This window comes from Paraburkholderia solisilvae, assembly GCF_902859875.1.
Lineage (GTDB): Bacteria > Pseudomonadota > Gammaproteobacteria > Burkholderiales > Burkholderiaceae > Paraburkholderia > Paraburkholderia solisilvae.
In genome coordinates this window covers 46,079-70,524 of the sequence record NZ_CADIKF010000038.1, presented here as the reverse complement: position 1 = coordinate 70,524, position 24,446 = coordinate 46,079, and the positions used below count along the sequence as shown (strand labels likewise).

22 protein-coding genes and 2 pseudogenes are annotated in these 24,446 nt (G+C 61.8%); 16 read left to right on the top strand and 8 right to left on the bottom strand.

The genetic code is table 11. The features are described from left to right. The 4 genes and pseudogenes from HV675_RS21990 to HV675_RS21975 form a co-directional block, all read right to left on the bottom strand. Positions 1-202 (bottom strand): annotated as a pseudogene (locus tag HV675_RS21990) (hypothetical protein); the annotation flags it as partial. A 1-nt stretch (position 203) separates the two neighbouring features. Continuing rightward, positions 204-602, bottom strand: coding sequence for an ExbD/TolR family protein (locus tag HV675_RS21985; RefSeq protein WP_175113203.1), 399 nt, complete (start codon positions 600-602; stop codon positions 204-206). A gap of 2 nt (positions 603-604) precedes the next feature. Continuing rightward, the gene (locus tag HV675_RS21980; RefSeq protein WP_175113202.1) at positions 605-1,285 is read right to left on the bottom strand and encodes a MotA/TolQ/ExbB proton channel family protein; all 681 of its coding nucleotides are present in this window, start codon (positions 1,283-1,285) and stop codon (positions 605-607) included. A gap of 21 nt (positions 1,286-1,306) precedes the next feature. Then, positions 1,307-3,481 carry a TonB-dependent receptor gene (locus HV675_RS21975; RefSeq protein ID WP_175113201.1) on the bottom strand — a complete coding sequence of 725 codons (2,175 nt, stop codon included), beginning with the start codon at positions 3,479-3,481 and terminating at the stop codon, positions 1,307-1,309. Positions 3,482-4,538: 1,057 nt separating this feature from the next. Here HV675_RS21975 and HV675_RS21970 point away from each other — a divergent pair. After that, positions 4,539-5,699 carry a YncE family protein gene (locus tag HV675_RS21970; RefSeq protein ID WP_175113200.1) on the top strand — a complete coding sequence of 387 codons (1,161 nt, stop codon included), beginning with the start codon at positions 4,539-4,541 and terminating at the stop codon, positions 5,697-5,699. A 244-nt stretch (positions 5,700-5,943) separates the two neighbouring features. Here HV675_RS21970 and HV675_RS21965 read toward each other — a convergent pair whose 3' ends face one another. Continuing rightward, the gene (locus HV675_RS21965) at positions 5,944-6,678 is read right to left on the bottom strand and encodes a GntR family transcriptional regulator (RefSeq protein ID WP_175113199.1); all 735 of its coding nucleotides are present in this window, start codon (positions 6,676-6,678) and stop codon (positions 5,944-5,946) included. A gap of 276 nt (positions 6,679-6,954) precedes the next feature. On the opposite strand from HV675_RS21965, the gene HV675_RS21960 reads away from it, so the two are divergent. The 8 genes and pseudogenes from HV675_RS21960 to HV675_RS21920 form a co-directional block, all read left to right on the top strand. Next, on the top strand, positions 6,955-7,656 hold the full coding sequence (locus HV675_RS21960; protein WP_175113198.1) for a fumarylacetoacetate hydrolase family protein: 702 nt from the start codon (positions 6,955-6,957) through the stop codon (positions 7,654-7,656). Further along, a complete protein-coding gene (locus HV675_RS21955; RefSeq protein ID WP_246270470.1) occupies positions 7,653-8,537 on the top strand; it encodes a polysaccharide deacetylase family protein in 885 nt (294 codons plus the stop codon). Before HV675_RS21960 ends, HV675_RS21955 begins: the two co-directional genes overlap by 4 nt. Before the next feature lie 90 nt (positions 8,538-8,627). Then, positions 8,628-9,905 (top strand): MFS transporter, encoded by a 1,278-nt coding sequence (locus HV675_RS21950; protein ID WP_175113197.1) that lies wholly within the window; start codon positions 8,628-8,630, stop codon positions 9,903-9,905. 55 nt (positions 9,906-9,960) lie between these two features. Continuing rightward, entirely contained in the window at positions 9,961-10,986 is a 1,026-nt protein-coding gene (locus HV675_RS21945; RefSeq protein ID WP_175113196.1) for an ABC transporter substrate-binding protein, read from the top strand. Between the two features lie 42 nt (positions 10,987-11,028). Further along, the gene (locus HV675_RS21940) at positions 11,029-12,072 is read left to right on the top strand and encodes a porin (RefSeq protein WP_175113195.1); all 1,044 of its coding nucleotides are present in this window, start codon (positions 11,029-11,031) and stop codon (positions 12,070-12,072) included. Positions 12,073-12,304: 232 nt separating this feature from the next. Then, on the top strand, positions 12,305-13,243 hold the full coding sequence (locus HV675_RS21935; RefSeq protein ID WP_175113194.1) for an ABC transporter substrate-binding protein: 939 nt from the start codon (positions 12,305-12,307) through the stop codon (positions 13,241-13,243). A gap of 94 nt (positions 13,244-13,337) precedes the next feature. After that, complete coding sequence (locus HV675_RS32590; protein ID WP_246270468.1) at positions 13,338-15,140, top strand: amino acid ABC transporter permease/ATP-binding protein; 1,803 nt, start codon at positions 13,338-13,340, stop codon at positions 15,138-15,140. Positions 15,141-15,333: 193 nt separating this feature from the next. Continuing rightward, a pseudogene (locus HV675_RS21920) lies at positions 15,334-16,572 on the top strand (acetamidase/formamidase family protein); the annotation flags it as partial. Positions 16,573-16,699: 127 nt separating this feature from the next. On the opposite strand, the gene HV675_RS21915 reads toward HV675_RS21920, so the two are convergent. Next, positions 16,700-17,617, bottom strand: coding sequence for a LysR family transcriptional regulator (locus tag HV675_RS21915; RefSeq protein ID WP_175113192.1), 918 nt, complete (start codon positions 17,615-17,617; stop codon positions 16,700-16,702). A 106-nt stretch (positions 17,618-17,723) separates the two neighbouring features. Here HV675_RS21915 and HV675_RS21910 point away from each other — a divergent pair, with 106 nt between their 5' ends. Continuing rightward, positions 17,724-18,383: a peroxiredoxin-like family protein gene (locus HV675_RS21910; protein WP_175113191.1), complete on the top strand. Its 660-nt coding sequence runs from the start codon at positions 17,724-17,726 to the stop codon at positions 18,381-18,383. A gap of 131 nt (positions 18,384-18,514) precedes the next feature. On the opposite strand, the gene HV675_RS21905 is transcribed toward HV675_RS21910, so the two are convergent. Further along, positions 18,515-18,925 carry a GFA family protein gene (locus tag HV675_RS21905; RefSeq protein ID WP_175113190.1) on the bottom strand — a complete coding sequence of 137 codons (411 nt, stop codon included), beginning with the start codon at positions 18,923-18,925 and terminating at the stop codon, positions 18,515-18,517. A gap of 271 nt (positions 18,926-19,196) precedes the next feature. On the opposite strand from HV675_RS21905, the gene HV675_RS21900 reads away from it, so the two are divergent. Next, the gene (locus tag HV675_RS21900; protein WP_175113189.1) at positions 19,197-20,276 is read left to right on the top strand and encodes a LacI family DNA-binding transcriptional regulator; all 1,080 of its coding nucleotides are present in this window, start codon (positions 19,197-19,199) and stop codon (positions 20,274-20,276) included. A gap of 302 nt (positions 20,277-20,578) precedes the next feature. On the opposite strand, the gene HV675_RS21895 is transcribed toward HV675_RS21900, so the two are convergent. Further along, positions 20,579-21,682, bottom strand: coding sequence for a helix-turn-helix domain-containing protein (locus HV675_RS21895; protein WP_175113188.1), 1,104 nt, complete (start codon positions 21,680-21,682; stop codon positions 20,579-20,581). Positions 21,683-21,962: 280 nt separating this feature from the next. On the opposite strand from HV675_RS21895, the gene HV675_RS21890 reads away from it, so the two are divergent. The 5 genes from HV675_RS21890 to HV675_RS21870 all read left to right on the top strand — a co-directional run bounded on the left by HV675_RS21890 (position 21,963) and on the right by HV675_RS21870 (position 24,410). Then, positions 21,963-22,421 carry a MarR family winged helix-turn-helix transcriptional regulator gene (locus tag HV675_RS21890; protein ID WP_175113187.1) on the top strand — a complete coding sequence of 153 codons (459 nt, stop codon included), beginning with the start codon at positions 21,963-21,965 and terminating at the stop codon, positions 22,419-22,421. 283 nt (positions 22,422-22,704) lie between these two features. After that, on the top strand, positions 22,705-22,914 hold the full coding sequence (locus HV675_RS21885; protein WP_175113186.1) for a ribosome modulation factor: 210 nt from the start codon (positions 22,705-22,707) through the stop codon (positions 22,912-22,914). Positions 22,915-23,229: 315 nt separating this feature from the next. Next, positions 23,230-23,553, top strand: a complete 324-nt coding sequence (locus HV675_RS21880; protein ID WP_175113185.1) for an antibiotic biosynthesis monooxygenase family protein — start codon at positions 23,230-23,232, stop codon at positions 23,551-23,553. Between the two features lie 504 nt (positions 23,554-24,057). Beyond that, positions 24,058-24,228 carry a hypothetical protein gene (locus tag HV675_RS21875; RefSeq protein WP_175113184.1) on the top strand — a complete coding sequence of 57 codons (171 nt, stop codon included), beginning with the start codon at positions 24,058-24,060 and terminating at the stop codon, positions 24,226-24,228. Next, complete coding sequence (locus tag HV675_RS21870) at positions 24,225-24,410, top strand: hypothetical protein (RefSeq protein WP_175113183.1); 186 nt, start codon at positions 24,225-24,227, stop codon at positions 24,408-24,410. The genes HV675_RS21875 and HV675_RS21870 overlap by 4 nt, the downstream gene beginning before the upstream one ends. The last annotated feature ends 36 nt before the right edge of the window (positions 24,411-24,446 follow it).

Here is a 24,446-nt window from a genome sequence, read left to right as displayed (position 1 = left end):
CAGGCGCAGGCGCGGGCGGCAAGGCGGGCGCGAGCGTGATCGTCACCGGCGGCTTGGGCCGCACGGGCGGCGGCGCCGGCTTGTCGCCCAGCAATACCCACGCGCCGCCGAATACCGCCAGTTCCGCGAATAGCGCGATTGCCGCCGCGGCATACAGGCGCCGCTGTTCCGAAGAGACGGGGAGCACAGGAACGGTCGCCATCTCACTTGGCCGCCGGTTGCGCGGCCAGCGCGACCTGCGACACACCCGCCGCGCGGCACGCGTCCATCACGGTGACCAGGTGCTGCAGCGTCGCGCGCGCGGCGCCGGCGATCGTGACGACGGTGTGCGACGGATCGGGCTGCGTCGCGAGCATCGCGGTCAGTTGCGCGGGCGTCAGTACGCGGCCGTCGACGGAGACCGTGCCGTCGTCGGCGAGCGTGACGGTGAGTTTTGCCGGCGGCAGCGGCTGCGCGCTGGCGCTCGACGGCAAACGCGTGCTGAGCCCCGCATTCGGAATCATGTGCAGCGTGATCATGATGAAGAACACCAGCAGGAAAAACATGATGTCGATCATCGGAATGATCTCGATGCGCGCCTTGCGCGCTTCGAAATACTTCATCGTCACGCTCCTTGCGCCGCGAACGCGGTCTGCGCTTCGCGTGCCTGCGCCGGCACGTCGTGCGGCACACCGGCGATCCGGTTGACGAGCGAGGCCTTCAGCGTTTCGAGCTGATGCACGGCGAGCCGCACGCGGTTGTGCAAGCCGTTGAAGAACAGCAGGCCGATCATCGCGACGAACAGGCCCGAGGCCGTCGCGACGAGTGCCTCCGCGACGCCGCCGGTCACCTGGGTCGGCGCATTGCCGGGATCCGACAGGACCTGGAACGCGTTGAACATGCCGATGATCGTGCCGAACAGACCGAGCAGCGGCGCAAGCGTGACAATCGTGTCCAGCACCCAGAGAAAGCGATCGATACGCGGCGCTTCGCGCATGATCACTTCTTCGAGCGACGCATCGAGCGTCTCGCGGTTGCGCACCGGGCCGCACAGGCGCGCGGCGGCCGCCAGCACCCGCTCGACCGGCAAGCCGCGATGACGCGCCGCCAGCGCGGCGAGGGCAGTGTGGTCGAGATGATCGAGCCGGTCGAGCTGATCGAGCGCGGCGCGGCCGCCGGCGGCGACGCGCCGCAGGAACAGCACGCGCTCGACGATGATCGTCAACGCGACGAACAGCATCGCCGCAATCACGTACAACACGCCGGCGGAATCGCGCGCGAGATGCATCAGGGTGTCGGCAGACATCAGCTTGAGCTCCTGTCGGAATCAGAAATCGGTGGAAAGCGTGGCGATAAACGCCCGCCCGGGAATGGTCCAGTACAGCGGCGTGTTGTTGGCGACCGTAAAGCCGGCCAACGCGTCGATGCTGGTGCGGTTGAACACGTTGTCGATCTCGAAGCCCAGACGCGTGTTGTGCATCCAGCGCGTTGGCGACTTGATCGTGTAGGCGGTGGCGAGATTCGTCACCGTGAAGCCGCCGATCGGCTGCTGGTTGCCGGTCGTGCCGAACTGATGGCCGACGAACTTGGTGATCACCGAACCGTGCAGCGGACCCTTGTCGTAGATCACACCGAGCGCGGCAGTCGACTGCGGCGCGTTCGGCAGCCAGTCGCCGGTGCCCTTCTGCTTGGCGGAATTGAACGTCAGGTTGCCGTACAGGCTGAAGCCGTAGCCGGCGTAGAACGTGCCTTCGGTCTCGACGCCCTTGTAGTACGCGCCGCCCGCGTTCGAGAAGATCGTGTTGCCGCCGACCGTCGTGCTCGTCACCGCGTTGCGGAAGTTGATGTAGTAGACATCCGCGGACACCGTGAAGCGATTGGTCTTGTACGTCGTGCCGATCTGGTAGTTGTCCGTCTGCTCCGGGTCCGGCTGGCCCGACACCGACTGGTTCGGCACGAAGAACACATTCAGGTTCGGCGCGAGAAAGCCTTGCGCGTACTGCACGTACGCACTCCAGTTCGGATTGATCTGCTCGTGCACCGTCAGCGACGGCAGCACCTTGGTCCACGTATGACTGAAGTCGGCCGGCAGGCCCGTGCCCTGGTTCTGTTGCGTATCGATGCTGCGATTGAACGATACGTACTTGACGCCAGGCGTGATGGTCAGCCCATGCGGCAACTGCCACTCGTACTGAACCCACGGCTGGAACGTAAGGAACGTGTCGTTCAACGAGAAGTTGGTTTGCAGCAGCGCGAAATTCAGCGTGTCGTCGACGTTCAGGTTGTCGCGAAAGTTGGACTGATGCGTGAGCCACGCGCCGAACTGCAGATTGCCGGGGCCGAACCGATGCTCGGCCTTGATGATGTCGCCGAACGCGCGGTAGTTGTTCGCGATCTGCTGGCCCGGCACATTGTTCGGGCCGAGGGCCGTCCCGTTCGGCGTCTCGCCGTTCGGATCGAGGCCGTTGAAGCCGTCGTGGTAATACCCGTACGTGTACAGCGTGTTCTCCAGACTCCAGCCGCCGAGCTTCGTCTTCAGGCCTATGTATTCGAAGTCGGTGTTGATCCGGTCGAAGTTGTAGCCAAAGAAGGACTGGCTCGCCGGATTGCCGCTTAGCGCGAAGTCCGGGCCGAACTGATGAATCTGCGCGGCGGTTGCGCCGAGCGACACATTCTGATGAATCCGGTCGTAGTCCGCGAAGAACGTCAGCAGCGTGTCGTCGCCGATCGGCTTTTCGAGCTTGAAGTAAATGTTGTCGCGCCGCTGTCCGGAGTTCTCGAGATAGCCGTCGCTGCTCACGTGGTCGTAGCCGACCACCGCGCGTACATCGCCGTATTGCTGCATGTCGCCGGTGTTGAACTGTCCGCCGGTGAGCCACGTATCCCAACTGCCGTACGAGCCGAGCACCGAGAACGCCGGCGTTGCCGTCGGCTCGATCGACGAAATCGCGATGGTGCCGCCGAAGGTCGCAAAGCCGATCTGCGATGCGTCGCCGGGGCCGCGGTCGACCGCGATGCCGCCGATGTTCTGCGAGTTGAAGAACGACGTCGAATGGTGTGTGAAGTCGTTCGAGTCGCCGAACGGGATACCGTCGAACGTCACGTTGTACTGGCCGTCCTGAAAGCCGCGAATCGACAGGCTCTGGGTTTCCATCAGGCCCGCGCCGTTCGGATTGATGCTCGATACGCTCGGCGCGATCTGCAGAATGTCGCTGTAGTTCGAGGTCGGCGCGGTGCTGTTCCTGATGTAGTTCTCGTTGATGATCGACTTCGGCTCGGTCGCGCTCAGCGAGCCTTGCGTCGGCGCCTGTGCCGGCGCGGACTGCGCATTGGACGGCGTGGCGCTGTCAGCGACTGACGACGATGACGATGCGCTGCTTTGCACCGAGCCGAGATCGCCCGACGACTGCGCAAAGGAAATCTGCGCACCTGTTGCGCAGAGCGACGCGAGAAGCCAGCGCGTAAGCGGATTGATGCGTAACCTTAAATTGACGTGTCGCATGCTAAGGCATCCTAGTTTTAGATTGACCGTGCTTTGCTGAATCGGGTGCAATCCTATGGATGACGCATGGCTGGACCGTGATGGGTAACTTACGAACTTAAGCGATCGGGTACGAAAGGGTCGTTGCGCGTGACCGAACGCTTCGCGTGGCGCGACGCTATTGCGCGGGTGCATTGCGGCAAGAGCGAAAAAAATTCTCGAGGGCTCGCAGCGGGGCTGCCGTGCAGACGGGGCAGCGTAACGTGGGATAACAGATGGGGCGTTGCATGTTCAGTCTTCGAGAAGCAGAAGTGCGTGATCGACGAACGGGGTCGCCGAGGTCATCTGCGCTTGATGGGTTAACGGCGAACCGACGAGGGCGTTGCGTAGCCGGGTGGGGGCAACGTATTGATCAGACAAAACGCGTGGGTTGTGCTGGGTACCTGGCGCAAGCGTGACGAACGTGCGACACATCCTGTCGAGATCATGCAAAGGCTGTGTGGCAACTCAAAGGCAAGGGGCTTTCATTCATAAATTCGGTCGCCCGTTCCGGTCACGCTTGTTTATTTTGTGCATTGGTAAGGATACCTGTCGCACACCAGGCAATTTGATAGCGACTTTAGTGACATCGAGTGTCGTTTGAATGGATACGGTCGAAATTCGAAAAAAATGATTCGTTGGCGGGCTTGACTCACACAATCTTGCATTCGTTGCGCTACGGTCCTTTCAACACGTGTTCGCATAACTTACTGTCCGAAAAACCCTTAAGTGCTTCTTAAGCGGACGTCCCGCATTGTTCAGACGGCAATAAACGTTTGCCGCGCAACACAGCCCGTAGTTCACCGCGCATGCAGTCAGTCGCCATTGTCATGCGACGGTACACGCGCACCCCGATGAAACGACGATTCATGCGGCCATTTTATGATTCTCGAACAATGAGGACTGTTGATGAGATAAATACATGCATCGATTGCAAATGCGGTAATACCGGAATGCGCATTGCGCGCCAATGCGCGCTCGTGAAACGCCATTTACCGCCGTTTTGATCAACGGTTGGAAAAAGACTTTGGAGACAAGGATGAAAAGACGGAACTCCCGGCAGGTCCTGCTGATTGCCGCTTGCTCAATCGCGACATGTCTGATGGCGGCATGCGGCGGCTCGTCTCACGGCAGCGGCGATGCGACGCCCACGACCAGTGCGAGCGGCCCGCACCTCATTACCAATATTGCGGTGCCCAATGCAGCCAGTCCCGCTTTCAGCTTCGACATCAGCTTTGCGGATCACGGCCGTTACTTTCTTGCCGATCGCAACAACAAGGCGGTCGATGTGGTGGACACGAGCAGCAACCAGTTGGTCGCGCAGATTCCGGGTAATTTCACCGGCATCGGCGCCTCCACCGAGAACTCGGGGCCGGACGGCCTCGTCGGATTGCCGGGCACGAGCACGTTGTACGTCGGTGACGTGAATGCGGTGAAGATTCTCGACACGACCGCGCAAACGCTGACCAAAACCATTCCGCTCACCACGTCCGGGAACCGCGTGGACGAAGGCTGCTTCGATCCGGTCGATCATCTGGTGCTGATGGCCAATCCGGGAGATTCCCCGCCGTTTATCAGCTTCATTAATACGGACACGCAGACGGTCGTCACGCAGCTCACGTTTCCGGGATCGTCGGGGCTCGAGGCCTGCGCGTACGATGCGGGCACGCAGAGCTTCCTGATCAACAATGACGGCACTACGGCCAATCCCGACGGCGAACTCGACGTGATTCCGGCAAGTTCGGTGCTAAGCGGGCACCCGGCTGTCAGCCAGGCTTTTCCGCTCGGCGCCTGCGCGCCGGCCGGCATCGCGCTGGGTCCAAACGAGGACGTGATGGTCGGCTGCGATCCGGCCGCGGGTAGTCCGTTGATCACGCTGATCCTCGATCGCACCCATGGCACGGTCCTCGCGAAGCTGCCGTTCGGCGGCGTCGATCAGATTACCTACGACCCGACGTCGAATCGCTACTTCCTGCCCGCACGACACTGGACCGCGAACGGCATCGCGGCGGCCTCCGGCTTCACGCCGCAGATGGCTGTGGTCGACGGCACGAGCCGTTCGATCGTCGCGCAGATCGCGGTCGGAACCGGCGCGCACTCAGTGGCGGTCGACGGTCCATCGGGTCAGGTCTATGTGCCGTTCCAGGCGGGGAGCGGCGCGTTTCCGAACGGCGGTATTTCCGTCTTCACCGTGCGCTAGACATCGCGATCTTGCGCGGCATGCGGTGAACTCCGATGTCACGGGAACGGCCCGTTGATTTCGCGTCGCACCGACGGTTTCGATCGGCGCCCTGAACTGGCACCGGCGGGGAGCACGAAGCTGCGGGTACAGATGGGCGGGGCAATTCGCGCTCGATGCGATGCGCCCCGCCCCGCCCCGCCTTCTGAAAATAGACACGATGGCCGGACGCCTGATGAGACGCCGAGCGTGCCCGTCACGTCATCTATTTGGTCGCCGCTTTTCTTTTGCCCGCGTTTGCATTTTCATTTTGCGCGGTATTCAATTGCCGGCTCGTCGCGCGAATCAGCGATGTCTTCACGCTCACCACGTGCTGCCGCATCAGCGTTTCCGCCTCGCGTGGTTCTCGCGCGAGAATCGCATCGTAAATGCGGTGATGAAACCGATGCCGTTCGCGAATATCGTCAATCTCGAACGCGAGAATATTGTGCGCGGACGCCTGGGGAATCTGCTGGCACACACGCAATACATCGGAGACGAGCCGCGAGCTCGCCGCCTGATGAATCACGGAATGGAAAATCTCGTTGACCTCAGCGTAGTTCGCGCGCTGCTCGTTCAGTTCCGCGTCGCTCGCGAGAATCTCGTCGCCATGCGTAAGCGCGTTTTCCAGCTGCACGCATGCTTGCGCCGATAGTCCGCGCTCGGCCGCGAGCCGCGCGGCGAGCCCTTCCGCGAGGGCGCGCATTTCATACGCGTCGACGATTTCCGATAACGGAAAGGCTCGCACCGTGAAGCCGCGATTCGGCGTGTAGGTCAGCAGGCCTTCGCCTGCCAGCATCTGCAGCGCTGCTCGCAGCGGTGTGCGCGATACCGCCAGTTCCCGGCTCAGCGACACCTCATTGATGCGCGATCCAGCCGCAAGCACGCCATCGAGCAGCTCCTGGCGTATGCGCTCGGCGAGTTCGCCCGACAGCGTGGCGGCAGCGGTTTTTTCGTTCATAAGGTCCTCGGACTGGAGACGAGGCTGATTATAAATGAGTAATGAGCACACTTCTGGGTGATCAAGCCGCAAAAGTATGCAAATCGCACGTTCCGCATCACTACTTGTGTGCGCTTGCGATCAACGTTCTTATGCTTCGTGGTGCAGCAAGCACTCAATTTGAGCAAATACAGATTGCTGCGGTGCCCACTAAAGTGAATACACTTAAGCGTTGACAAGGCGATATTGTACACAGACCATTTCCCCGACGAACTTTCACCACCAGGGGAGACAAGCTTGACTGCTTCGTATGCCGTTTCATTGGCCACCACCGTTCTCGCGATAGCCGGCGATGCCAGTGCGTTTCCGGTGCGCCGCGTGTACTGCGTCGGCCGCAATTACGTCGACCACATTCGCGAAATGAAGGAGGGCGATGAGCGCGATCCGCCGTTCTTTTTCCAGAAGCCGTCGGACGCCGTCGTCGCGAACGGCGCGGAGCTCGCTTACCCGCCGTGCACCGAAGACTTCCAGCATGAGATCGAACTCGTCGTTGCGATCGGCGCCGACGGCGTGAACATTCCGGTTACCGCAGCGCTTGACCATGTGTTCGGCTACGCGGTCGGCATCGACATGACGCGGCGCGATCGCCAGCGCGAAATGCGCGAACGCATGCTGCCCTGGGAGATGGGCAAGTCGTTCGATGCGTCGGCGCCGTGCGGCCCGCTGCATCCGGTCGCGCGCGTCGGGCATATCGGGCGCGGCGCCATCACGCTGTCGGTGAACGGCGAGGTGCGGCAAACCGGCGACCTCGCGCAGATGATCTGGAACGTGCCCGAGATCATCGCGAATCTGTCCACGCAATACGAACTGAAGGCGGGCGACCTGATCTTCACCGGCACGCCTGCCGGCGTCGGCCCGGTCGTGCCGGGCGATCGCATCGAAGGCGCGGTCGAAGGGCTTGGCGCCATCCATTTCACCATCGGCTCGAGGAAATCATGAACCTGCTACCGAACGAACGTCTCGCGTTTTCGCCGATCGTCGAGCGGTCGAAGCTCGCGTTGCCGGACGGCGCGCGGCTCGCCGTGTGGGTGATCGTCAATATCGAGGAATGGAATCCGCGCGAAACGATGCCGCGCACGGTGCTCACGCCGCCCGCCGGCGGCTCGCCGACACCGGACGTGCCGAACTGGGCATGGCACGAATACGGCAATCGCGTCGCGTTCTGGCGCATGCTCGACGTGTTCGACACGCTCGGCATTCGCGCCGCACTCGCGATCAACGGTTCGGCGATTCGCAGCTATGAGCCGATTTCGCGCGCGGCGCTCGAACGCGGCTGGGAGTTTATGGGTCACGGCTTCAGCCAGAAGAACATGCAGAAGGTGGAAGACGAGCGCGCCGATATCCGCAAGACCTCCGAAGCAATTCGCGCGTTCACCGGGCAGGCGCCGCGCGGCTGGCTCGGGCCGGGGCTGACCGAAACCTGGGAGACGCCGGACATCCTCGTCGAGGAAGGCTATGACTATGTGTGCGACTGGGTGCTCGACGATCAGCCGCTGTATCTGAAGACGCGCACCAAGCCGATTGTCAGCGTGCCGTACACGCAGGAGTGCAACGACGTCGCGATGATGCTGATCCAGCACCATGCCGCGGCCGAGTATCGCGATCGCGCGATCGACCAGTTCGAGCAGCTATACGCGGATGCGCACAAGGAGCCGCGCGTGATGGCGCTGGTCGTGCATCCGTACATCATGGGCGTGCCGCACCGGATGCGTTACTTCCGTGAAGCGCTCGCGCACATCCATGCGCGGCCGGGCGTGGTGTTCACGACCGGCAGTGCGATCTGCGACGCGTTTGTCGCATCGGCGCCGCAACCGGGCTGAGCGCGAGACCGCGGCGCACGCGCCTGGCCGGTGCGCGCCGCTCCCTTGACACGCGGTGGCCAGGCGGCCGCCGCCTTCTTCGAGACGTAGATGAATAGTTCCCTTTCGCGGCCTGCACAGCAGGCGGGGTTGCGTCCGTCCGGTTCGACGCTGGCCGCCGTCGCGATGTTCGTCGTGTTGCTCGCGTCGTATTCGATCAACGCGATGGATCGTCAGATTTTTCCGCTGCTTGCGGCCGACGTGCGTCACGAGTACGGCTTCGGGCTCGCGCAGGTCGGCTTGCTGTCGACGATCTTCACGCTCGGCATGGCCGTTGCCGGCGCGCCGACCGGCTTCCTGCTCGCGCGGCTGTCGCGCAGAAGCGCGACCGTCGCCGGCATCGCGATCTTCTCGATCGGCACGGTGCTGACCGCGAGCGCGCACGGCTTTACCGAAATGCTGCTGTACCGGGCCGCGACCGGCATCGGCGAAGCCATGCAGCTGACGGTGATCATCGCGATCGGAACCAGCTACTTCACGCGCTTTCGCTCGACCGCGGTCGGCGCGGTGAATTTTTCGTTCGGCGTCGGCGCGATTATCGGGCCGATGGCCGGCGCCGCCTTGCTCGCGACGAGGCACGAGTGGCGCTTCCCGATGATCGTGTTCGGGCTGCTGGGCTTTGCGGCGATCGTGCTGATCCTGATCGCGGTGCGACCGTGGTTCAGCGAGACACGCGCAGCCGAACGCCGCGACGACGCGGGCCTCGCCACCGCGCAGACGCTGTGGAATCGCAACACGGTGCTGCTGACCGTGCTGAGTTTGATCGGCGGATTGATCATCTACGGCTATCTCGGCATGTATCCGACGTTCCTGCGTGAACATCTCGGCTTTACGCCGGCCATGACCGGACGCGTGATGAGCGCTTACGGGTTCGGTGTGTTCGCATCGATCGCGGGCGGCTGGATCGGCGACCGCCTTTCGGCGCGCAAGGTGCTCGTCGTGAGCTTCCTGATTGCGGCTTTGCTCGGCTACGGGCTCTTCTACGCGGCCTCCACGCTGATCGCGCAAGCATTGCTGTCGTTTGTCTGGGGGCTCGTGGTGAGCGGGGTGATCTACGTGAATCTGGCCGGCTATCACATTCGCTCGGTCAGCGGCCATCTGAATAACAAGGCTTCGGGCGTGTTCGTGTCGAGCCTGTATGGATCGGCGTCGATCGCCGGCTACACGATCGGCTGGCTGGCGACGTCCACCGGCTGGTCGGCTGCCGGGCTCGAGCAGATTTCGCTGCTGGCCTGCATCGGCGCGTTGCTCGCGCTCGCCTTGCAACCGTCGCGCATGGCGCTGCCCGCGAGTCGCGCGAGAGAATCCGCGCCGGTGACCGCCAAATAGCCTGAACGCCATTTTCCCGCTTCTTGCTGTATCACATATTTAGGATGGTTGAATAATGAAAGCAATTGGAAAGTCGTGGCTGGCGGCATTCACGGCCGCCGCATTCATCGCATGCGGCATTAGCGCGGCGCCGGCTGCGCAGGCGCAGCAGACGCCCAAACTCGGCGACGTGACGGTCAACGTGTTTCCCGGCGGCTTCAACTGGCCGAGCTACGTGGCCGAAGACAAAGGCTTCTTCGCGCAGCACGGCATTCACGTGATCCTGCAGGGCACGACCGGTTCGGTGAACCAGATGACCGACCTGTCGCAAGGCCGCTTCGACATCGCGATGACCGCGATCGACAACATCGTTGCGTACGTGGAAGGCGAGGGCGAAGCGCCGATCGGTGCGCAGCCGGACTTCGTCGCGGTGATGGGCAGCGACAGCAGCTTCCTTTCTCTGGTCGCGGCGCCGGACGTCAAGTCTTATGACGATCTGCGCGGCAAGACGTTATCGGTCGACGCGCGCACGACCGGCTATGCGTTCGTGCTGTACGACATGCTTGCCCGTAAAGGCCTGCAACCGGACGACTACAAGATCGAGACCGCGGGCGGCATGGTGCAACGCTGGGCGGCGCTGCAGCAGCACAAGCAGGTGGCCACGCTGCTGTCCACGCCGTTCAACATTCTGGCGCGCAACGACGGCTTCAACCAGATCGCGACGGCCACCGATGTAATCGGCCCTTATCAGGGCAATGTCGCGGCGACGCGCCGCTCATGGGCGCATGAGAACAAGGCGAAGGTGGTGGCGTTCATCCGCGCGTATGTCGAGGCCATCGACTGGCTGTACGACCCGAAGAACCATGACGAAGCGATCGCCATTCTGCGCAAGAACGTACCGCAGATGTCGCCGGAACTCGCGGCGACCACCTATGGCGAACTGCTGGATCCGCACGCGGGCTTTTTCCGCAAGGGCCGCATGAACGTGGCGGGCATCCGCACCGTGCTCGCGCTGCGCAGCCGCTACGCGACGCCCCATAAGACGCTGACGGACCCATCGAAGTACTACGACCCGACCTACTACCGCGCCGCGATGCGTTGAACCGCCGCGCATCAATAAAAAAACAAGCTACGGAGGTATCAGATGAACAGGAAACTGCGGCGCGCGTTCCCTGCGGCGGCGCTCGCCTCATTATGCTGGAGCGGCCACGCCGCCGCGCAGTCCAGCGTGACGCTATACGGCGACGTCGACGCATTCGTGGGCGCGAAAAAAGCGTTGGGCGGCCAGACCGCGTGGATGGTCGGCAACGGCGGCGCGACCGCGTCGTTCTGGGGGCTCAAGGGCAGCGAAGATCTCGGCGGCGGGTACCAGGCGGTGTTCGAACTGGAGAGCTATTTTTCGGTGCAGAACGGCACGTTCGGGCGCTTCGCCGGCGACGGGTTCTTTTCACGCAATGCGTGGGTCGGTATCAACGCGCCGTGGGGCAAGCTCGTCTTCGGGCAGATCGGGCCGCTCTACTGGAACTCGACGATCTTCTACAACCCGTTCTTCAATTCGTTCGTGTTCTCGCCGGCGGTGATCCACACGTATGTGGCCGTCAACGGTCAGGGCGTGGGCGGCGGCGGCGGCGAGTGGAGCAATGCGGTGACCTATTCGACCGCTCCCTACGACGGTTGGCAATTGAATGCGCAGTACGCGTTCGGCAATGCGGCGGGCGAGCCGGGGCAGAACAAGTGGGCGGGGCAGGTGCAATACCGCGGTGGTCCGATCACCGCGAACGTCGTGTACCAGCAGCTCAAATTCAATAGCGTGCCCGGCGATTTCGCATCGAGCGTGCCCGGCCTTTCGACGCAGTCGGCGGTACAGGCGGGGGCGACTTACGAGATCGGCGCCGTCAAGCTGTACGGGCAGTATCAGTACATCTCGAATGCGATTGCGGGCGGCGGCTATCACGTCAACTTCGGTCAGCTCGGGGCGTCCATCCAGATAGGTGTCGGCACCGTGCTGATGTCGGACGGCATGTCGAAGAGCGGCGGCGAGCGCGACGAATTCCGCAATACGTGGTCGGTGGGCTACGACTATCCGCTGTCGAGACGCACGCTTGTCTATACGGCGGTGCTCGGCGATCACGCGACGCATTTCTCGTCCGGTTATACCATCGGCGGCGGGATTCGCACGCTGTTTTAAAGGGCGGCTCGAGCCGCGGCTGACGCGGCTTGCCCGACCGCCGCGCATTCCGCTTCCCCGCCTATGCGCCCCCCGCCCGGGCGCGCCACCCGCACCGCTTCACCTGAATCCAGGTATTTGGGCGCGTCGGGACAAGTCCCGCCAATTTCCTCCACCTACGCTTGCTCCCGTGCAATGCAATCAGGCGTACATGGGGTGTGCCATTGACATCTGCCGCTCACGGAGTCTTTTGATGCGTACCGTACTGACAGATCGCGGGCAGGGCCGGCTGCGCGCGCTTGCCGCCGCCGGACACTGGCGCGAACTCGTTTCCGGCGTGGTTTGCCTGCTGCTGGTGCTGATGATCTCGGTCCCCGGCCGCGCGTCGGCCGCGGAAACCGCGACGCCAGCCGAATGCAAGGCGCTCCAGGCGAAGTATCCGCAGCTCAAGGGCAAGACGCTGACGAACGCCATCAACCCGCACACGCCGGGTTACGAAGCGCTCGATCCGAACGACCCGAGCAAATACATCGGCTTCGATATCGACCTCGGCGAAGCGATCGGCGACTGCCTCGGCTTCAAGATGGCGTACAAGCCGGTCACCTTCGCCGCGCTGCTGACGACGCTGCAAAGCGGCCAGGCCGACATCGTGATCTCCGATATCTACGCGACTGAGGAGCGCGCGAAAGCGGCCGACTTCATCACGTATTCGAAGGTGTTCGACGGCGTGCTGGTCGCCAAGGGCAACCCGAAGAAGATCACCGGCATCAATGCGTCGATGTGCGGCGCGACCGCCGCGGAAAACACCGGTTATGTCGAAGTGCCGCTGATCAACAACCTCGCGCCGGCGTGCAAGGCGGCAGGCAAGTCCGAAGCGACCGTCCAGCTGTACGACAACAACGCGAACTGCATTCAGGCCATTCTCGCGGGCCGCGCGGATACATACATCAATGACGTGAATACCGTCGAGCAGGCGGTGAAGGCGTATCCGGACAAGCTCGAAAAGGCGAGCGCGGTGACGCTGCCGTACTCGGTCGGTATCGGCGTGCCGAAGGACAAGCCGGAGTTGCGCGCGGCGGTGATGGCGGCGCTCGTCGCGCTGCAGAAGTCGGGTGCGCAGGCGCAGATGCTGAAGAAGTGGTCGCTGCCCGCGGAGAACCTCGAAGCGCCGAAGCTTATCGTCTCGAACTGATGGCACGCGCCTGACGGGCGGTCGATGAGCGGTTGAGGCGTAGTGGGTGAGTAGTTGATGAGTCGTTGATGAGCAGTTGAAAGGTGGCTGACTGATGGATCTGTTTCTGCATTATTTGAGTTTGCCGTATTTGCTGCACGGGATCGGCTTCACGATTGCGGTGACCGTGCTCGGACTCGCCGGCGGTCTGTTCGTCGGCCTCGTGCTGGCCGCGATGCAGTTGAGCAAGGTAGGCCCGCTCGCGGTGATCGCGCGCGGCTATACGGTGATTTTCCGCGGCACGCCGCTGATTCTGCAGCTCGTGTTTGCGTACGACGCGCTGCCGCACATCGGTCTGAAGCTCAGCGCAATAGGCGCGGCGGGCCTCGCGCTCGCCGCAAACGAAGGGCCGTTTATCGCGGAGATTCTGCGGGCCGGCGTGCTAGGCGTCGATCGCGGGCAGCTGCTCGCGGGGCAGGCGCTTGGGATGACGCCGGCCGTGCTGTTGCGTCGCGTAATCTCGCCGCAGGCGATCCGCACGATCGTGCCCGCGCTGGGTAACGAGTCGGTGAGTGCGCTGAAGAACTCGTCGCTTGCGTCGGTGATCGCCGTCGACGAATTGACGTTGCGCAGCACACAGCTCGCGTCGTCGACATTCGATTTCTTTTCGATCTTCTTCGCGTCGGGGTTGATGTATCTCGTACTGACCGGCGCGATTGCGCTGATTCAGTTGATCGCAGAGGCGTCGCTCGATCTGGATCGTGCGCCGTCGGAACGGTTTGCGCGTTTGTTGCCGTGGCGGCGGGTGCGTGACGGCGGCGATGCGGTGACGCAGGTGCTCGCTGGCGGTCATGCCGATGGCGGCGCTCAAACGACTCCAACGTCAGCCGGCATGGGCAACGGTGCCGACGTGGGCAACGGCAGCGGCAGCGGCAACGGCGGAAGCGGTGGCGGCACGCACGAAGCTGCAGCGGCCGTGGAAGCCGCCATGGCGCACGCAGCCGCAGTGGCGAACTTCGACTCAGGCGCGGGTGGTCTGGCTGGGCCGTCGCTCCCCGCCCGCGGACCGCTGCGTCTTGTCGCCCCACCGCGTCTCGATCGCACGGCACGCTATGCGGAACTGGCAACGCGTCCCGCCGCCGTGCGCGTGACCGGTCTGCACAAACGCTACGGCAGGCAGACCGTGCTCGACCGCTTCGATCTGACCGTGCAGACCGGCGAGGTGATCGCGCTGCTCGGTCCGAGCGGGTCCGGCAAGAGCACGCTGCTGCGCTGTATCAACCATCTGGAGCAATGGGACGCCGGCCAGATTCACGTCGGCGGGCGCAGGCTCGGCTATCGCGAAGACGGCCGGCCGATGAACGCGCGCCACCTTGCGAACGAACGCGCGAGCGTCGGCGTCGGCATGGTGTTCCAGCAGTTCAATCTGTTCAGCCATTTGAGTGCGCGCGAGAACATCGCGGGTCCGTTGCGCTGGGTGCATGGCATCAACGCGTTTGAAGCGGATCGCCGCGCGCACGAACTGCTTGCACGCGTTGGCTTGAGTCATCGCGCGGATGCGCTGCCGCGTCATCTGTCGGGCGGTCAGCAGCAGCGCGTCGCGATTGCGCGGGCGCTTGCGCCGAATCCGCGCGTGCTGCTGCTCGACGAACCGACCTCGGCGCTCGACCCGGAACTGGTCGGCGAAGTGCTCGACGTGATCCAGCGGCTCGCATTCGAAGACGGCCTGACGATGATCATCTCGACGCACCAGTTGCGCTTTGCCGATCAGGTTGCGGACCGGGTGGTGTTCATGAGCGGCGGCAACGTTGTCGAACAGGGGCCGGCGCACGAGTTGCTCACGCATCCGCGCCATCCGCTGACGACGAAGTTTCTCAACGTGATGGGTGCCGACACGCGGTTTGAAGTTGCGCCCTGAAGCGCGTGAAGGGTAACCCGCCACGGCGACGGCAACCGCAAACGCGAAGGCAACCGCGAGGCAGCGGCACGCGAAGGCAACAGCAACGCAAGGGCAACGGCAAGTCCATTCGCATTCCGCGCCGCCCGGCAACACGACGCCGGGCAGCACACGACACGACACGACATCTCGACACAAGGTCCGAACCGACATGAAGCACCACACTCTGCCTGTCTCGCCGGAAACGGTGCATTGGGGTTATTTCAGCAAGGCGGTCGCGCCCGCGGTGACCGTGCGTTCCGGCGACCGCGTAACGATCGAGACGCTGACACATCATGCGAACGACGACCACGAACGGATGATTGCCGGCGATCCCGGCGCCGAGAGCGTGTTTCACTGGACGCGCGAGCACAAGGCGATGCCGCGCCGCGGCGCGGGCCCAACCGTCGGGCCGTTCAAGCTCGGGTCCGGCGAGGGCGTCGGTGTGCATCTGCTGACCGGGCCGGTCGCGATGGAAGGCGCCGAAGCGGGCGACGTGCTCGAAGTGCGGATTCTCGACGTGCGTCCGCGGCCGAGCTGCAACGCATGCTATGCGGGCCGCTGCTTCGGATCGAATGTGGCGGCTTCGTGGGGCTTTCAGTATCGCGATCTGATCGAAGAGCCGAAGCCGCGCGAAGTGGTGACGATCTTCGAACTCGATACCGCGGGCGAACCGCACGCGCGCGCGGTCTACAACTATGTGTGGACGCCGCAGACGGACCCCGACGGCGTCGTGCACGCGATGATCGACTATCCGGGCGTAAGGGTCGATCACTCGCTGGTGCGCAAGCGCGAGAACATTCTGCCGAACGTGAAGGTGCCCGCGCGTCTGCACTTCGGCACGATGGGCGTCGCCCCGGCCGAGGCCGATTTCGTCAGCTCGATTCCACCGGGCTACACCGGCGGCAATATCGACGATTGGCGCGTCGGCAAGGGCGCGCGGATGTACTACCCGGTTGCAGTCGACGGCGCGTATTTTTCAGTCGGCGACCCGCATGCGGCGCAAGGCGACAGCGAACTCGGCGGCACCGCGATCGAATGTTCGCTGACCGGCGACTTCGAATTCGTGCTGCACAAGAAGAACGATCTCGGCGGCACGACGCTCGAAGGGCTCACGCATCCGTTGCTCGAAACCGACGAGCTGTGGTCCGTGTACGGCTTCACATTCGCGAATTATCTGGCCGAGCTCGGCCCGAACGCGCAGGTCGAAGTCGCGCAGCATGCGAGCCTCGACAAAGCGATGCGCGATGCGTTCCGCAAGCTGCGGCGCTTCCTGATGACCGTGCACCGGATGAGCGAGGACGAAGCGATCGCGCTGATGTCGGTTGCGGCGGATTTCGGTGTGACGCAGGTGGTCGACGGGAATTGGGGTGTGCACGGCTCGATTCGCAAGAACATGTTTGTTTCGCCCTAGGCGCGCGCGGCTTATATGGCGGAGAAAAGCGCGAACGGGCCGTATGTGTCGCTCGTGCAGACGGCCGTGACCAGGCCGTCACGGTTCAAATCAGCAGCGCGGGAGCCTTCCTGACAAGGAGCGCTCTTTAGCGCTGCCGTTTCGGTCCGATTCGAACCGAAATGGGCCTGATCTCTTCGGTCAGGTAATCGATCAACGCGCTAGCGGCGGGACGGGACGCTCGTCCCGGCGGGAATACCGCGTGAATCTCGACGGGTTCAAGCTGCCAGTCCTCGAGTATCGGCATGAGGCGTCCGTCCGCGATCTCGTTTCGGCACCCCCACAAAGCGATAGGCAAGATGCCCAGCCCCGCAACGGCTGCGGCCGTCGCCGCTTCGTTCACCGATGTCGTGAGACGCCCGTCCGCGCGGAACACGGCGTCGCGTCCGTTCTTTTGAAGCGTCCATCCTAGCGACGCCGCGCTCGATGGACCGAGTACGAAGGTGTGCTGGCTCAAGTCGGATGGCTCGACAGGACGGCCCGCGCGCGCCAGGTAGCTGGGCGCGGCCACCAGCATGCGCGCCGACCGTCCGAGCAGTCTCGATCTCGCGCTCGAGTCCGGCAGCACACCGAACCGGATCGCGACGTCTGCGCCTTCCGCAATCAGGTCCTGCCGGTCGTCTTCCATCAGCAGATCGATATGCAATGCGGGGTGCAACTCCATGAAGCGGTCAATGCGCGGAATCACCTCGCGAATGCCGAAGCTGGTGGACAGCGCCACGCGAAGACGGCCGCGCAACTCGGTCGTACCACGCGCGGCGTGATCGGCCTCTTCGAGCGCGGCGAGGATCGCTTCGACGCGCGACAGATAGTCGACGCCCGCGTCGGTCAGCTTGACGGCTCGCGTGCTTCTGCTGAAGAGCGCGGTGCCGACATCCGCTTCGAGTTCCGAGATTTGCCTCGACACCGACGGCTGGCTAATGCCCAATTCGCGTCCCGCCCGGGTGAAGCTCGACGTGTGCGCGACACGCGTGAAGAGCCGCAGCACCGATAGCTTGTCATTCATTTGCCGTGTGAATAACTGAAAGTCATCCAGCCATTCTACCCCCGACTGTACGAATGAATCACCATGTGTTCACGCCACTACCGGCGAGCAAACACAGGAGTCGGAAATGAAACTGCAAGACAAACTGGATGCCTTCAAGGCGCACTTCGAGAGCAAGGTTGCGTCGCCCGAAGTCGTCGACATTTTTCATAGGACAACGGCAGAACTGATCGCGACCGGTCAGGCGGAGCGCGCGCTGAAAGTGGGCGATATCGCGCCGACGTTCTCGCTGAGGGCCGCGGAAGGCCAGATCGTCTCGTCGACCGAGATGCTCGAAAGCGGGCCGCTGGTCGTGACGTTTTATCGCGGCGTCTGGTGTCCGTACTGCAACATCGACTTGCAGGCCATCGAGGAAGTCGCCGATCAGATCCGCTCGCTGGGTGCGCATCTCGTGTCGATCTCGATGCAGACCGCGGCGAACAGCCTGAAGTCGCAGCGCCAGAACAAGCTCAGCTATCCGATTCTGGTCGACAAAGGCGGCAAGGCGGCTGACGGATTCGGCATCCGGTTCCGTCTGCAGGATGAATTGATCGACGCTTACAAGGGATTCAACACCGACTTGCCGGTTATCAACGGCGAACCCAGCTGGACGCTGCCGATGCCGGCTCGATATGTGATCGCTCAGGACGGCACGATTGCGTACGCGGAAGTCAGTCCGGACTACACGCTGCGGCCGGACCCGGGCGAAATGGTCGAGGCGCTGCAGCGGTTGAAGAGCTTTGCCTGATGCGATGTCGATCGGCGGATCTTTCGTGCATGAAGCAAGGAAGGTCCGACCGTCGCGCGCGGTGTGATGTTCGCGGGGAAAGGGGGAGCCTCGTCGTCATAAACGAGCGCCCTTCGCAGCAAACTGCGAACTCAAAAGCTGGGCGCCCGCGGAAACCGTTTGGTTCCTTCACACGGTGCGATCCATTGCGCGGCGCGATCGGTGTAGATCTCGGCTTGCGGATGCAGGCCTTCCATGCTGTCGAGCGTACCGGCCTTCACGATAACGACGCCAGGCAACCCTGGGTCCGTTGTGAAAATGGGCGACCCGCACTCACCGCAAAAGTGCCGCCGCGATGGCTTGCCGCTATCGCCCGTGTCCAGATAGAACTTCGTGTCGCCGTGTTGCTCGTAGTCGTCTTCCTTGTAGAAGACGTTGAACGAGAACACGCTGCCGCTCTGCTTCTGACAGTGCGTGCAATGACACAGTCCGACCATCTGCGGTTCGCCCTTCACCACGTAACGCACGGCGCCGCACAGGCAGCCGCCTTTCCGTTCCTGCATGATCTGCTTCTCCTGATTGACTGATCCATCGTCAGCACGGCGCGTGAAGCGCGCCTTGTTCACGATGGCCGCTTCATGCCGAACTTCGTGCCGAAAACGATTTCGATAAAAGATAGCAGCGTGTCATGGAAAATTCAAGAAAAGGCGTGGTGAAGTATGGCGAAATCGGTTTTGTCAGACGCGTAATTTGAAATTGACGGCGGCGGTCGTCGTAGAATGTTGAAAAATCGTTTTCGAGCCTTGCTCCCCGCGGACTTCACGACCCCATCGGATGAACATTCAGGAATTTGCAGCCACGCTCAAGCTGTCGGTGAGCACGGTGTCGAAGGCGCTGAACGGCCGCGACGATGTCAGCCCGTCGACGCGCCAGCGCGTGCTCGAAGCCGCTGAGCGGTACGGCTTTTCGCCGGACCCGGCGGCGCGGCGCTTACGGCGGCAATCGGCCGACACGTTTGCGTTCGTGGTGTCGGCGCCGCAAACGTCATTCGCTCACCCGTTCTTTCTGGATATGCTGGCGGGCGTGAACGACGCGTTCGAAGGCACGGACTTTCAGGTGATCGTGGCGTCGGCGCGAAGCGTGGAAGGGGAGATTGACGTGTTCAAGCGGCTTATCGAGCGGCAACGCGTCGATGCGCTGCTGTTTGGGCGCACGCGCCGGCAGGATGAACGCATTGCGTATCTGCTCGAACGGGATATTCCGTTTGTCGCGTTTGGCCGCAGCGAGACATCGGACGCGTTTCCGTTTGTCGATATCGATCACCAGGTGGTCGGGCGCGCGGGATGTGGGCGCTTTATCGCGTTGGGGCATCGGCGGATCGCGCTGATTCATGCAACTGAGTTTTTCATGTTCAGTCGCCTCGAGCGGGTGGGATATGAGGAAGCGCTGCGCGCCGCGGGAATCAGGTTCGATAAGGCGCTTTGTGTCGAGTCGCCGATGACTGAAGAGGGCGGCGCCGAGGCGGTGCGGCAATTGATGGCGCTTGCGGATCCGCCGACGGCGATTGTGTGCGGACATGATCTGATCGCGTTGGGGGTGCTGCGGGGGATCTCGGAGACGGGGCGAGTGCCGGGGCGCGATATCGGCGTGATCGGTGGAGATAACCATCCGATTGGGCGGTATGTGCAGCCGGCGCTCACCACCTTTTCGGCGGAGACGCATCGGGCGGGGAAGAGGATGGCGGAGATGCTGATCGAACGACTCGGTGGGCGAGCGCCGCAGGCGTTGCAGGAGGTTTGGACGCCGGAGCTGATTGTCAGAGCGTCGGATGGGGGGAAGCGGGAGATTGAAACCGGTCCTGTGCAAAGCAAAGCGGGAGCGTCGTCCAGGCGGGCGCGGGCGGTGCGGGCTTAGACCTCTGCGTCGCCAGCAGGCAAAAAAGAGCCACGGGATTTCAGCGTGCTGCTGGCCACCGACCCGAGGAGACCGCCCGATGCCCTCAACGCGAGAACGATTGAGCGGCAGAACGAATATCGGCCGGCGTCGCAACAGGCGCGTGCGGCTCGGGCCGGTTTGCTTTTGTTTTGCCTGGATTCCGACATGCGGAAATCCGTTCACACTCTCTGTCGAACCATCGGTGGCGTGTGGTAACCCGCTTAGGTTGGCGTTCGAATCCGAAGCCAGCTTGACGCCGGTTCAGACAAACGATCGATCGCTCAGCTTGCCAGCGAGGCGGAGTGGGCGGATGTCAACAGACTCGCGCCTGCTGCCTTCTTGGGCGCCACGCCGTAGCGTTCCTTGAACGCCCGACTAAAATGCGTCGGCGACGAAAAGCCGCAGCGATAGGCGATTTCACTCATTTGCAAGCGCGTCACGTCAATTTGCTGGAGCAGTTCAGCTGCGAGTGCTAACCGGCGGTCCCAGACATAGCGCATCAATGTCTGACCGTCGGCTCTAAAAAGTCGCGTGAGCTGTGAACTGGACGCGTGCACTGCTGCCGCAATCAACGATACGTTAAGTTCGGGGTTGCGGAGATTTTGCGCGATAAAGTGTTTCGCTCGAAAGAGCGTCGCTTCGCCGCTGCGTCTGCGAGATAGCGCTAAAGGACTTTCGATTAGCAGATCGAGCAGCTCCAGCAACTGCCCACCTTGACGGCGCCGCATCTTTTCGCTCGTGTCGCCGTTCTGGTCCGCTACCAGCGCTATCATGCCGGCGATCGCCCGGACGTCTGCATTCTGCTGGTCTGGAACGGCGTAACCTCGCGCATCAAAACGGAATCCTCGTTCCTTAAGACTCCTCGGCGAAAACGTGACGGAAACGACCTCGGACGGTTCCTTAAAGGTTTGTCTGATCGATGGTGCATCGGGGACCAGTACCAGTTCGCCCGGCCTGAAGCGCTGTACTTGCTCGCCACTTTCAACGAACAGCGCCCCGCTTCTGACGAGCTTCAGACAGAGTGAGCCGACCTCTTCCTCGCGAATGCGGGAAATCGATATATGCGTGAGCCGTGTGTCGATGAGTTTCACATCTCCGAGTTGCCACGCGCGTAGCGTTGAGCCTGTCGGATCGCCGTGTCCAAAATTCAAGTGACACTTGAGAACGCGAGTGCCCTGGTTGCGCCACATCTCCTTGCTATCCGGAGAACATGTCAGTTCCATTTGAAAGCTATCGATTTGCATAACACAATGATGAGGCTTGAAATCAGGCGATCGGGTTGACTGGAGCGTGACCAGAGCGTGAGCGCCTGGCCAGAGTTCGATCGAGAATATCATCGGCGCCGTATCGATGTTAACCAGCAGGTTGCTGAAATTCTCGTTCACCGACACATGTCATCGCATTTCGAAGCTGAGATGGGTGAGCCATGTGTCGCCGCAAGCTCAAGAGAATAAATCTGGCGTTTTCGTAATCGGGCTTATTCAATGAGGTGTCGTTGTTTATCGCGAACGGATGCTGGGACAGTCTCGCCAGCTAAACATAAGACAAATGCCACGCAGAAATCGACATCATCATTTGAGTATTCAAACATGAAAGAACGTATATACATCCATGTACGATGTATAGAAACGTGAATACTCAACCATTTCCTCAATCGTAATAAAGATGACAGATATCGGGTATGCCTCGCAAAGCGAAACAGCGTCACAGAAAGGACGTTGCAATGCGACGGCGTTGCGAAAAGCCATGCGAAAAGTTTCGTTGCAATACGACGCGTACATGGCGCCCTGTGGTCTTAAGGCGACCCAGGTGTCGATTCTCGCCTGCATTCAGCGTGCAAGCTCGCCGACCATGGGGGAACTGGCCGATGAGCTTGTACTGTGCAGAAGCGCTTTAACGCACAATCTTCGTCCGCTGGAACGGGATGGGATGGTTTCGATAAAACCCGGTCGGAACGACCGGCGCGCAAGAATAGTGCAGCTGACTGCGAAGGGTTCAAAAAGACTGGAGGAGTCGATCGTGTACTGGCAGATCGCACAAGACCGGTTCGAGAGCGCATTCGGTAAGAGAAGGGCAGCAGCGCTCCGCGCTGTCCTGGATGAGGTTCGCCACACTGATTTTTGAAAGTGATCGGCGGTGCTCTATCGAGATGTTCGCGAGGCAGTGCGCGATACCGTTATAGGTAGTCTGTAGCGCCGCCTGTGCTTGAAATACCGCGCGTGGCTGGTGCTGCTCACGCTAGCGGTCTGGGTCATCCCGCTTGCGATCGTGGTTGCCTGCTAGAAATTCCTAAGAGTTGCTCACACAAGTCTTCAACGAAGCGTGATCCGATAACCATCGTGCGCCACGGGCGCAACGCCAGATGGATCGAGATAGCTGACTATTTTAATCTGCAGGATATCTATCTATGTGGAAAAAACTTGCGCATCGGTTCTTGAGATGCATGTTCAGCAGGAATTCTGGCGATACGGATATCGATGTTGCGGCGCTGATGGAGGAAGGGCGGGTCGCTTATCGCACAAAGGCCAAATGTCCGTACGCGAAAGGCACGCGTGAACGTAAGGCATGGATGCGCGGCTGGACGGAAGCGGACCACGAAAATCTGATGCGTTGGTAGATGAGACCCGGTTGCCTGGAGAAAAGGAAGCGGCCGGGCAACGGATACTCGACGATGACGAAAACCCGGCACTCGCGGCGAAGATACAACCAAAGTGCTTCATATTGTCAGCTAGTGCCAAGAGAGAAATGCGCTGTTATTCGGTCCGCCCAAGGGAATGCGAGTGAAGAGCCGGCCTGCCGGAAAGGCAACCGATCCCTTTGGTTTGCGGCCCATCGTGATGGGACAGCGTACGGCCACGACCAGCCGGTCGACCAGACAGCGTAAATCATCGACAATGCGATCGACGTTTACCGTTGAGGAGAGGAGCCGACGATGTCCATTGCAAAAACGAAATCTACCCCGTACTACGCAGTGATCTTCACGTCTATCCGCACCGCCGAAGACGACGGATATGCAAATATGGCCGACGCGATGATCGAAGCAGCGGCGAAGCAACCCGGATTTTTGGGCGTCGAGTCCGCACGGGACGAACTGGGAATTACGGTTTCCTACTGGGACAGCCTCGAATCGATTGCGGCGTGGAAACAGAATTCAGCGCATCTTTTAGCGCAAAAGCTAGGACGCGACCGTTGGTACGAGAGTTACAAAACGCGTATTTGCCGGGTCGAACGGGACTACGATTTTTCGAGGATCTGACTGTCAGTTGTCGATCATGGCGGTCGTGTGAGCGACAGGAGAACATGTTTGCTCGCTACTGCGACGCACGTGCTGGCAGACAGGCAAAAGGTGGCGGCCATGCAGCCTGGCCCGACTGGCATGCATCCGTGGATCGATGTACCGGCACGGTTGTCCCGTGCACCTGCGGTCACAATCGTTGAGCTGCGCGGGCGGGCTCGCGGAGCGGGAAGCGAGTTTGTGCTGGCGTGTGACATGCGCTTTGCCAGCCGGGAACGGGATCAGGCTGAATCGTGCTAACCACGGCCGTTCGCTTCCCGACGTTAAGCATTGCCCGATAGACGCGCCATGCTCGCGGCAATGTACGATCCGGCGCAGGCGTCGCTTCCCATACCGGACAATCTATGGTTAGTGTACAAATCGGTACATCAAGTTTACCCATTTCGTGCGTTGGCCCAGATACCTAAGATGGCATCCGGAGTTCATGCAGGACGGTCCTGAATGCTCCCAAATAAAAGGATAGCCATGTTTCCGCTTCTACTTTTGCCGCCGGCCATCGCGTCGATTGCCGAGTTGGTGGGCTCTGCCATTGTGACCACGGTCGCCGCGCGCGTCGCATCCGACCTGTACGACTCGGCGACCAACCGCTCGAGCTCGGCCGGCTCTTCTTCGTCCGACGACACGGAGGCGGCATGAACCTCTTCGGTCGCCGGTTCGGTGGGTATGCGGGCAGGTCCCTGCCGACGCTGTCGGCAAGTCTGGTGCCGTACGGAATGCCTAAGGCTGATGGGTCGCATGACCATCGCTTTAATCGCGGCAAAGACCGCACGCCGGCGCAAAAGCGCGGCGATGCCAAACGCACAACGTATTCGAAATAAGGAGAGGGCGGAGCTGCTCTGGCAGCTCACGCCGAC

What these genes read in the sequence shown, in the direction of transcription:
- HV675_RS21900 (WP_175113189.1), top strand. Translation starts at nt 19,197, where the DNA reads ATGAACATTCAGGAATTTGCAGCCACGCTCAAGCTGTCGGTGAGCACG.
- HV675_RS21890 (WP_175113187.1), top strand. Translation starts at nt 21,963, where the DNA reads ATGACAGATATCGGGTATGCCTCGCAAAGCGAAACAGCGTCACAGAAA.
- HV675_RS21870 (WP_175113183.1), top strand. Translation starts at nt 24,225, where the DNA reads ATGAACCTCTTCGGTCGCCGGTTCGGTGGGTATGCGGGCAGGTCCCTG.
- HV675_RS21940 (WP_175113195.1), top strand. Translation starts at nt 11,029, where the DNA reads ATGAACAGGAAACTGCGGCGCGCGTTCCCTGCGGCGGCGCTCGCCTCA.
- HV675_RS21975 (WP_175113201.1), bottom strand. Translation starts at nt 3,481, where the DNA reads ATGCGACACGTCAATTTAAGGTTACGCATCAATCCGCTTACGCGCTGG.
- HV675_RS21970 (WP_175113200.1), top strand. Translation starts at nt 4,539, where the DNA reads ATGAAAAGACGGAACTCCCGGCAGGTCCTGCTGATTGCCGCTTGCTCA.
- HV675_RS21905 (WP_175113190.1), bottom strand. Translation starts at nt 18,925, where the DNA reads ATGCAGGAACGGAAAGGCGGCTGCCTGTGCGGCGCCGTGCGTTACGTG.
- HV675_RS21910 (WP_175113191.1), top strand. Translation starts at nt 17,724, where the DNA reads ATGAAACTGCAAGACAAACTGGATGCCTTCAAGGCGCACTTCGAGAGC.
- HV675_RS21945 (WP_175113196.1), top strand. Translation starts at nt 9,961, where the DNA reads ATGAAAGCAATTGGAAAGTCGTGGCTGGCGGCATTCACGGCCGCCGCA.
- HV675_RS32590 (WP_246270468.1), top strand. Translation starts at nt 13,338, where the DNA reads ATGGATCTGTTTCTGCATTATTTGAGTTTGCCGTATTTGCTGCACGGG.
- HV675_RS21980 (WP_175113202.1), bottom strand. Translation starts at nt 1,285, where the DNA reads ATGTCTGCCGACACCCTGATGCATCTCGCGCGCGATTCCGCCGGCGTG.
- HV675_RS21915 (WP_175113192.1), bottom strand. Translation starts at nt 17,617, where the DNA reads ATGAATGACAAGCTATCGGTGCTGCGGCTCTTCACGCGTGTCGCGCAC.
- HV675_RS21875 (WP_175113184.1), top strand. Translation starts at nt 24,058, where the DNA reads ATGTTTCCGCTTCTACTTTTGCCGCCGGCCATCGCGTCGATTGCCGAG.
- HV675_RS21935 (WP_175113194.1), top strand. Translation starts at nt 12,305, where the DNA reads ATGCGTACCGTACTGACAGATCGCGGGCAGGGCCGGCTGCGCGCGCTT.
- HV675_RS21885 (WP_175113186.1), top strand. Translation starts at nt 22,705, where the DNA reads ATGTGGAAAAAACTTGCGCATCGGTTCTTGAGATGCATGTTCAGCAGG.
- HV675_RS21880 (WP_175113185.1), top strand. Translation starts at nt 23,230, where the DNA reads ATGTCCATTGCAAAAACGAAATCTACCCCGTACTACGCAGTGATCTTC.
- HV675_RS21950 (WP_175113197.1), top strand. Translation starts at nt 8,628, where the DNA reads ATGAATAGTTCCCTTTCGCGGCCTGCACAGCAGGCGGGGTTGCGTCCG.
- HV675_RS21985 (WP_175113203.1), bottom strand. Translation starts at nt 602, where the DNA reads ATGAAGTATTTCGAAGCGCGCAAGGCGCGCATCGAGATCATTCCGATG.
- HV675_RS21965 (WP_175113199.1), bottom strand. Translation starts at nt 6,678, where the DNA reads ATGAACGAAAAAACCGCTGCCGCCACGCTGTCGGGCGAACTCGCCGAG.
- HV675_RS21955 (WP_246270470.1), top strand. Translation starts at nt 7,653, where the DNA reads ATGAACCTGCTACCGAACGAACGTCTCGCGTTTTCGCCGATCGTCGAG.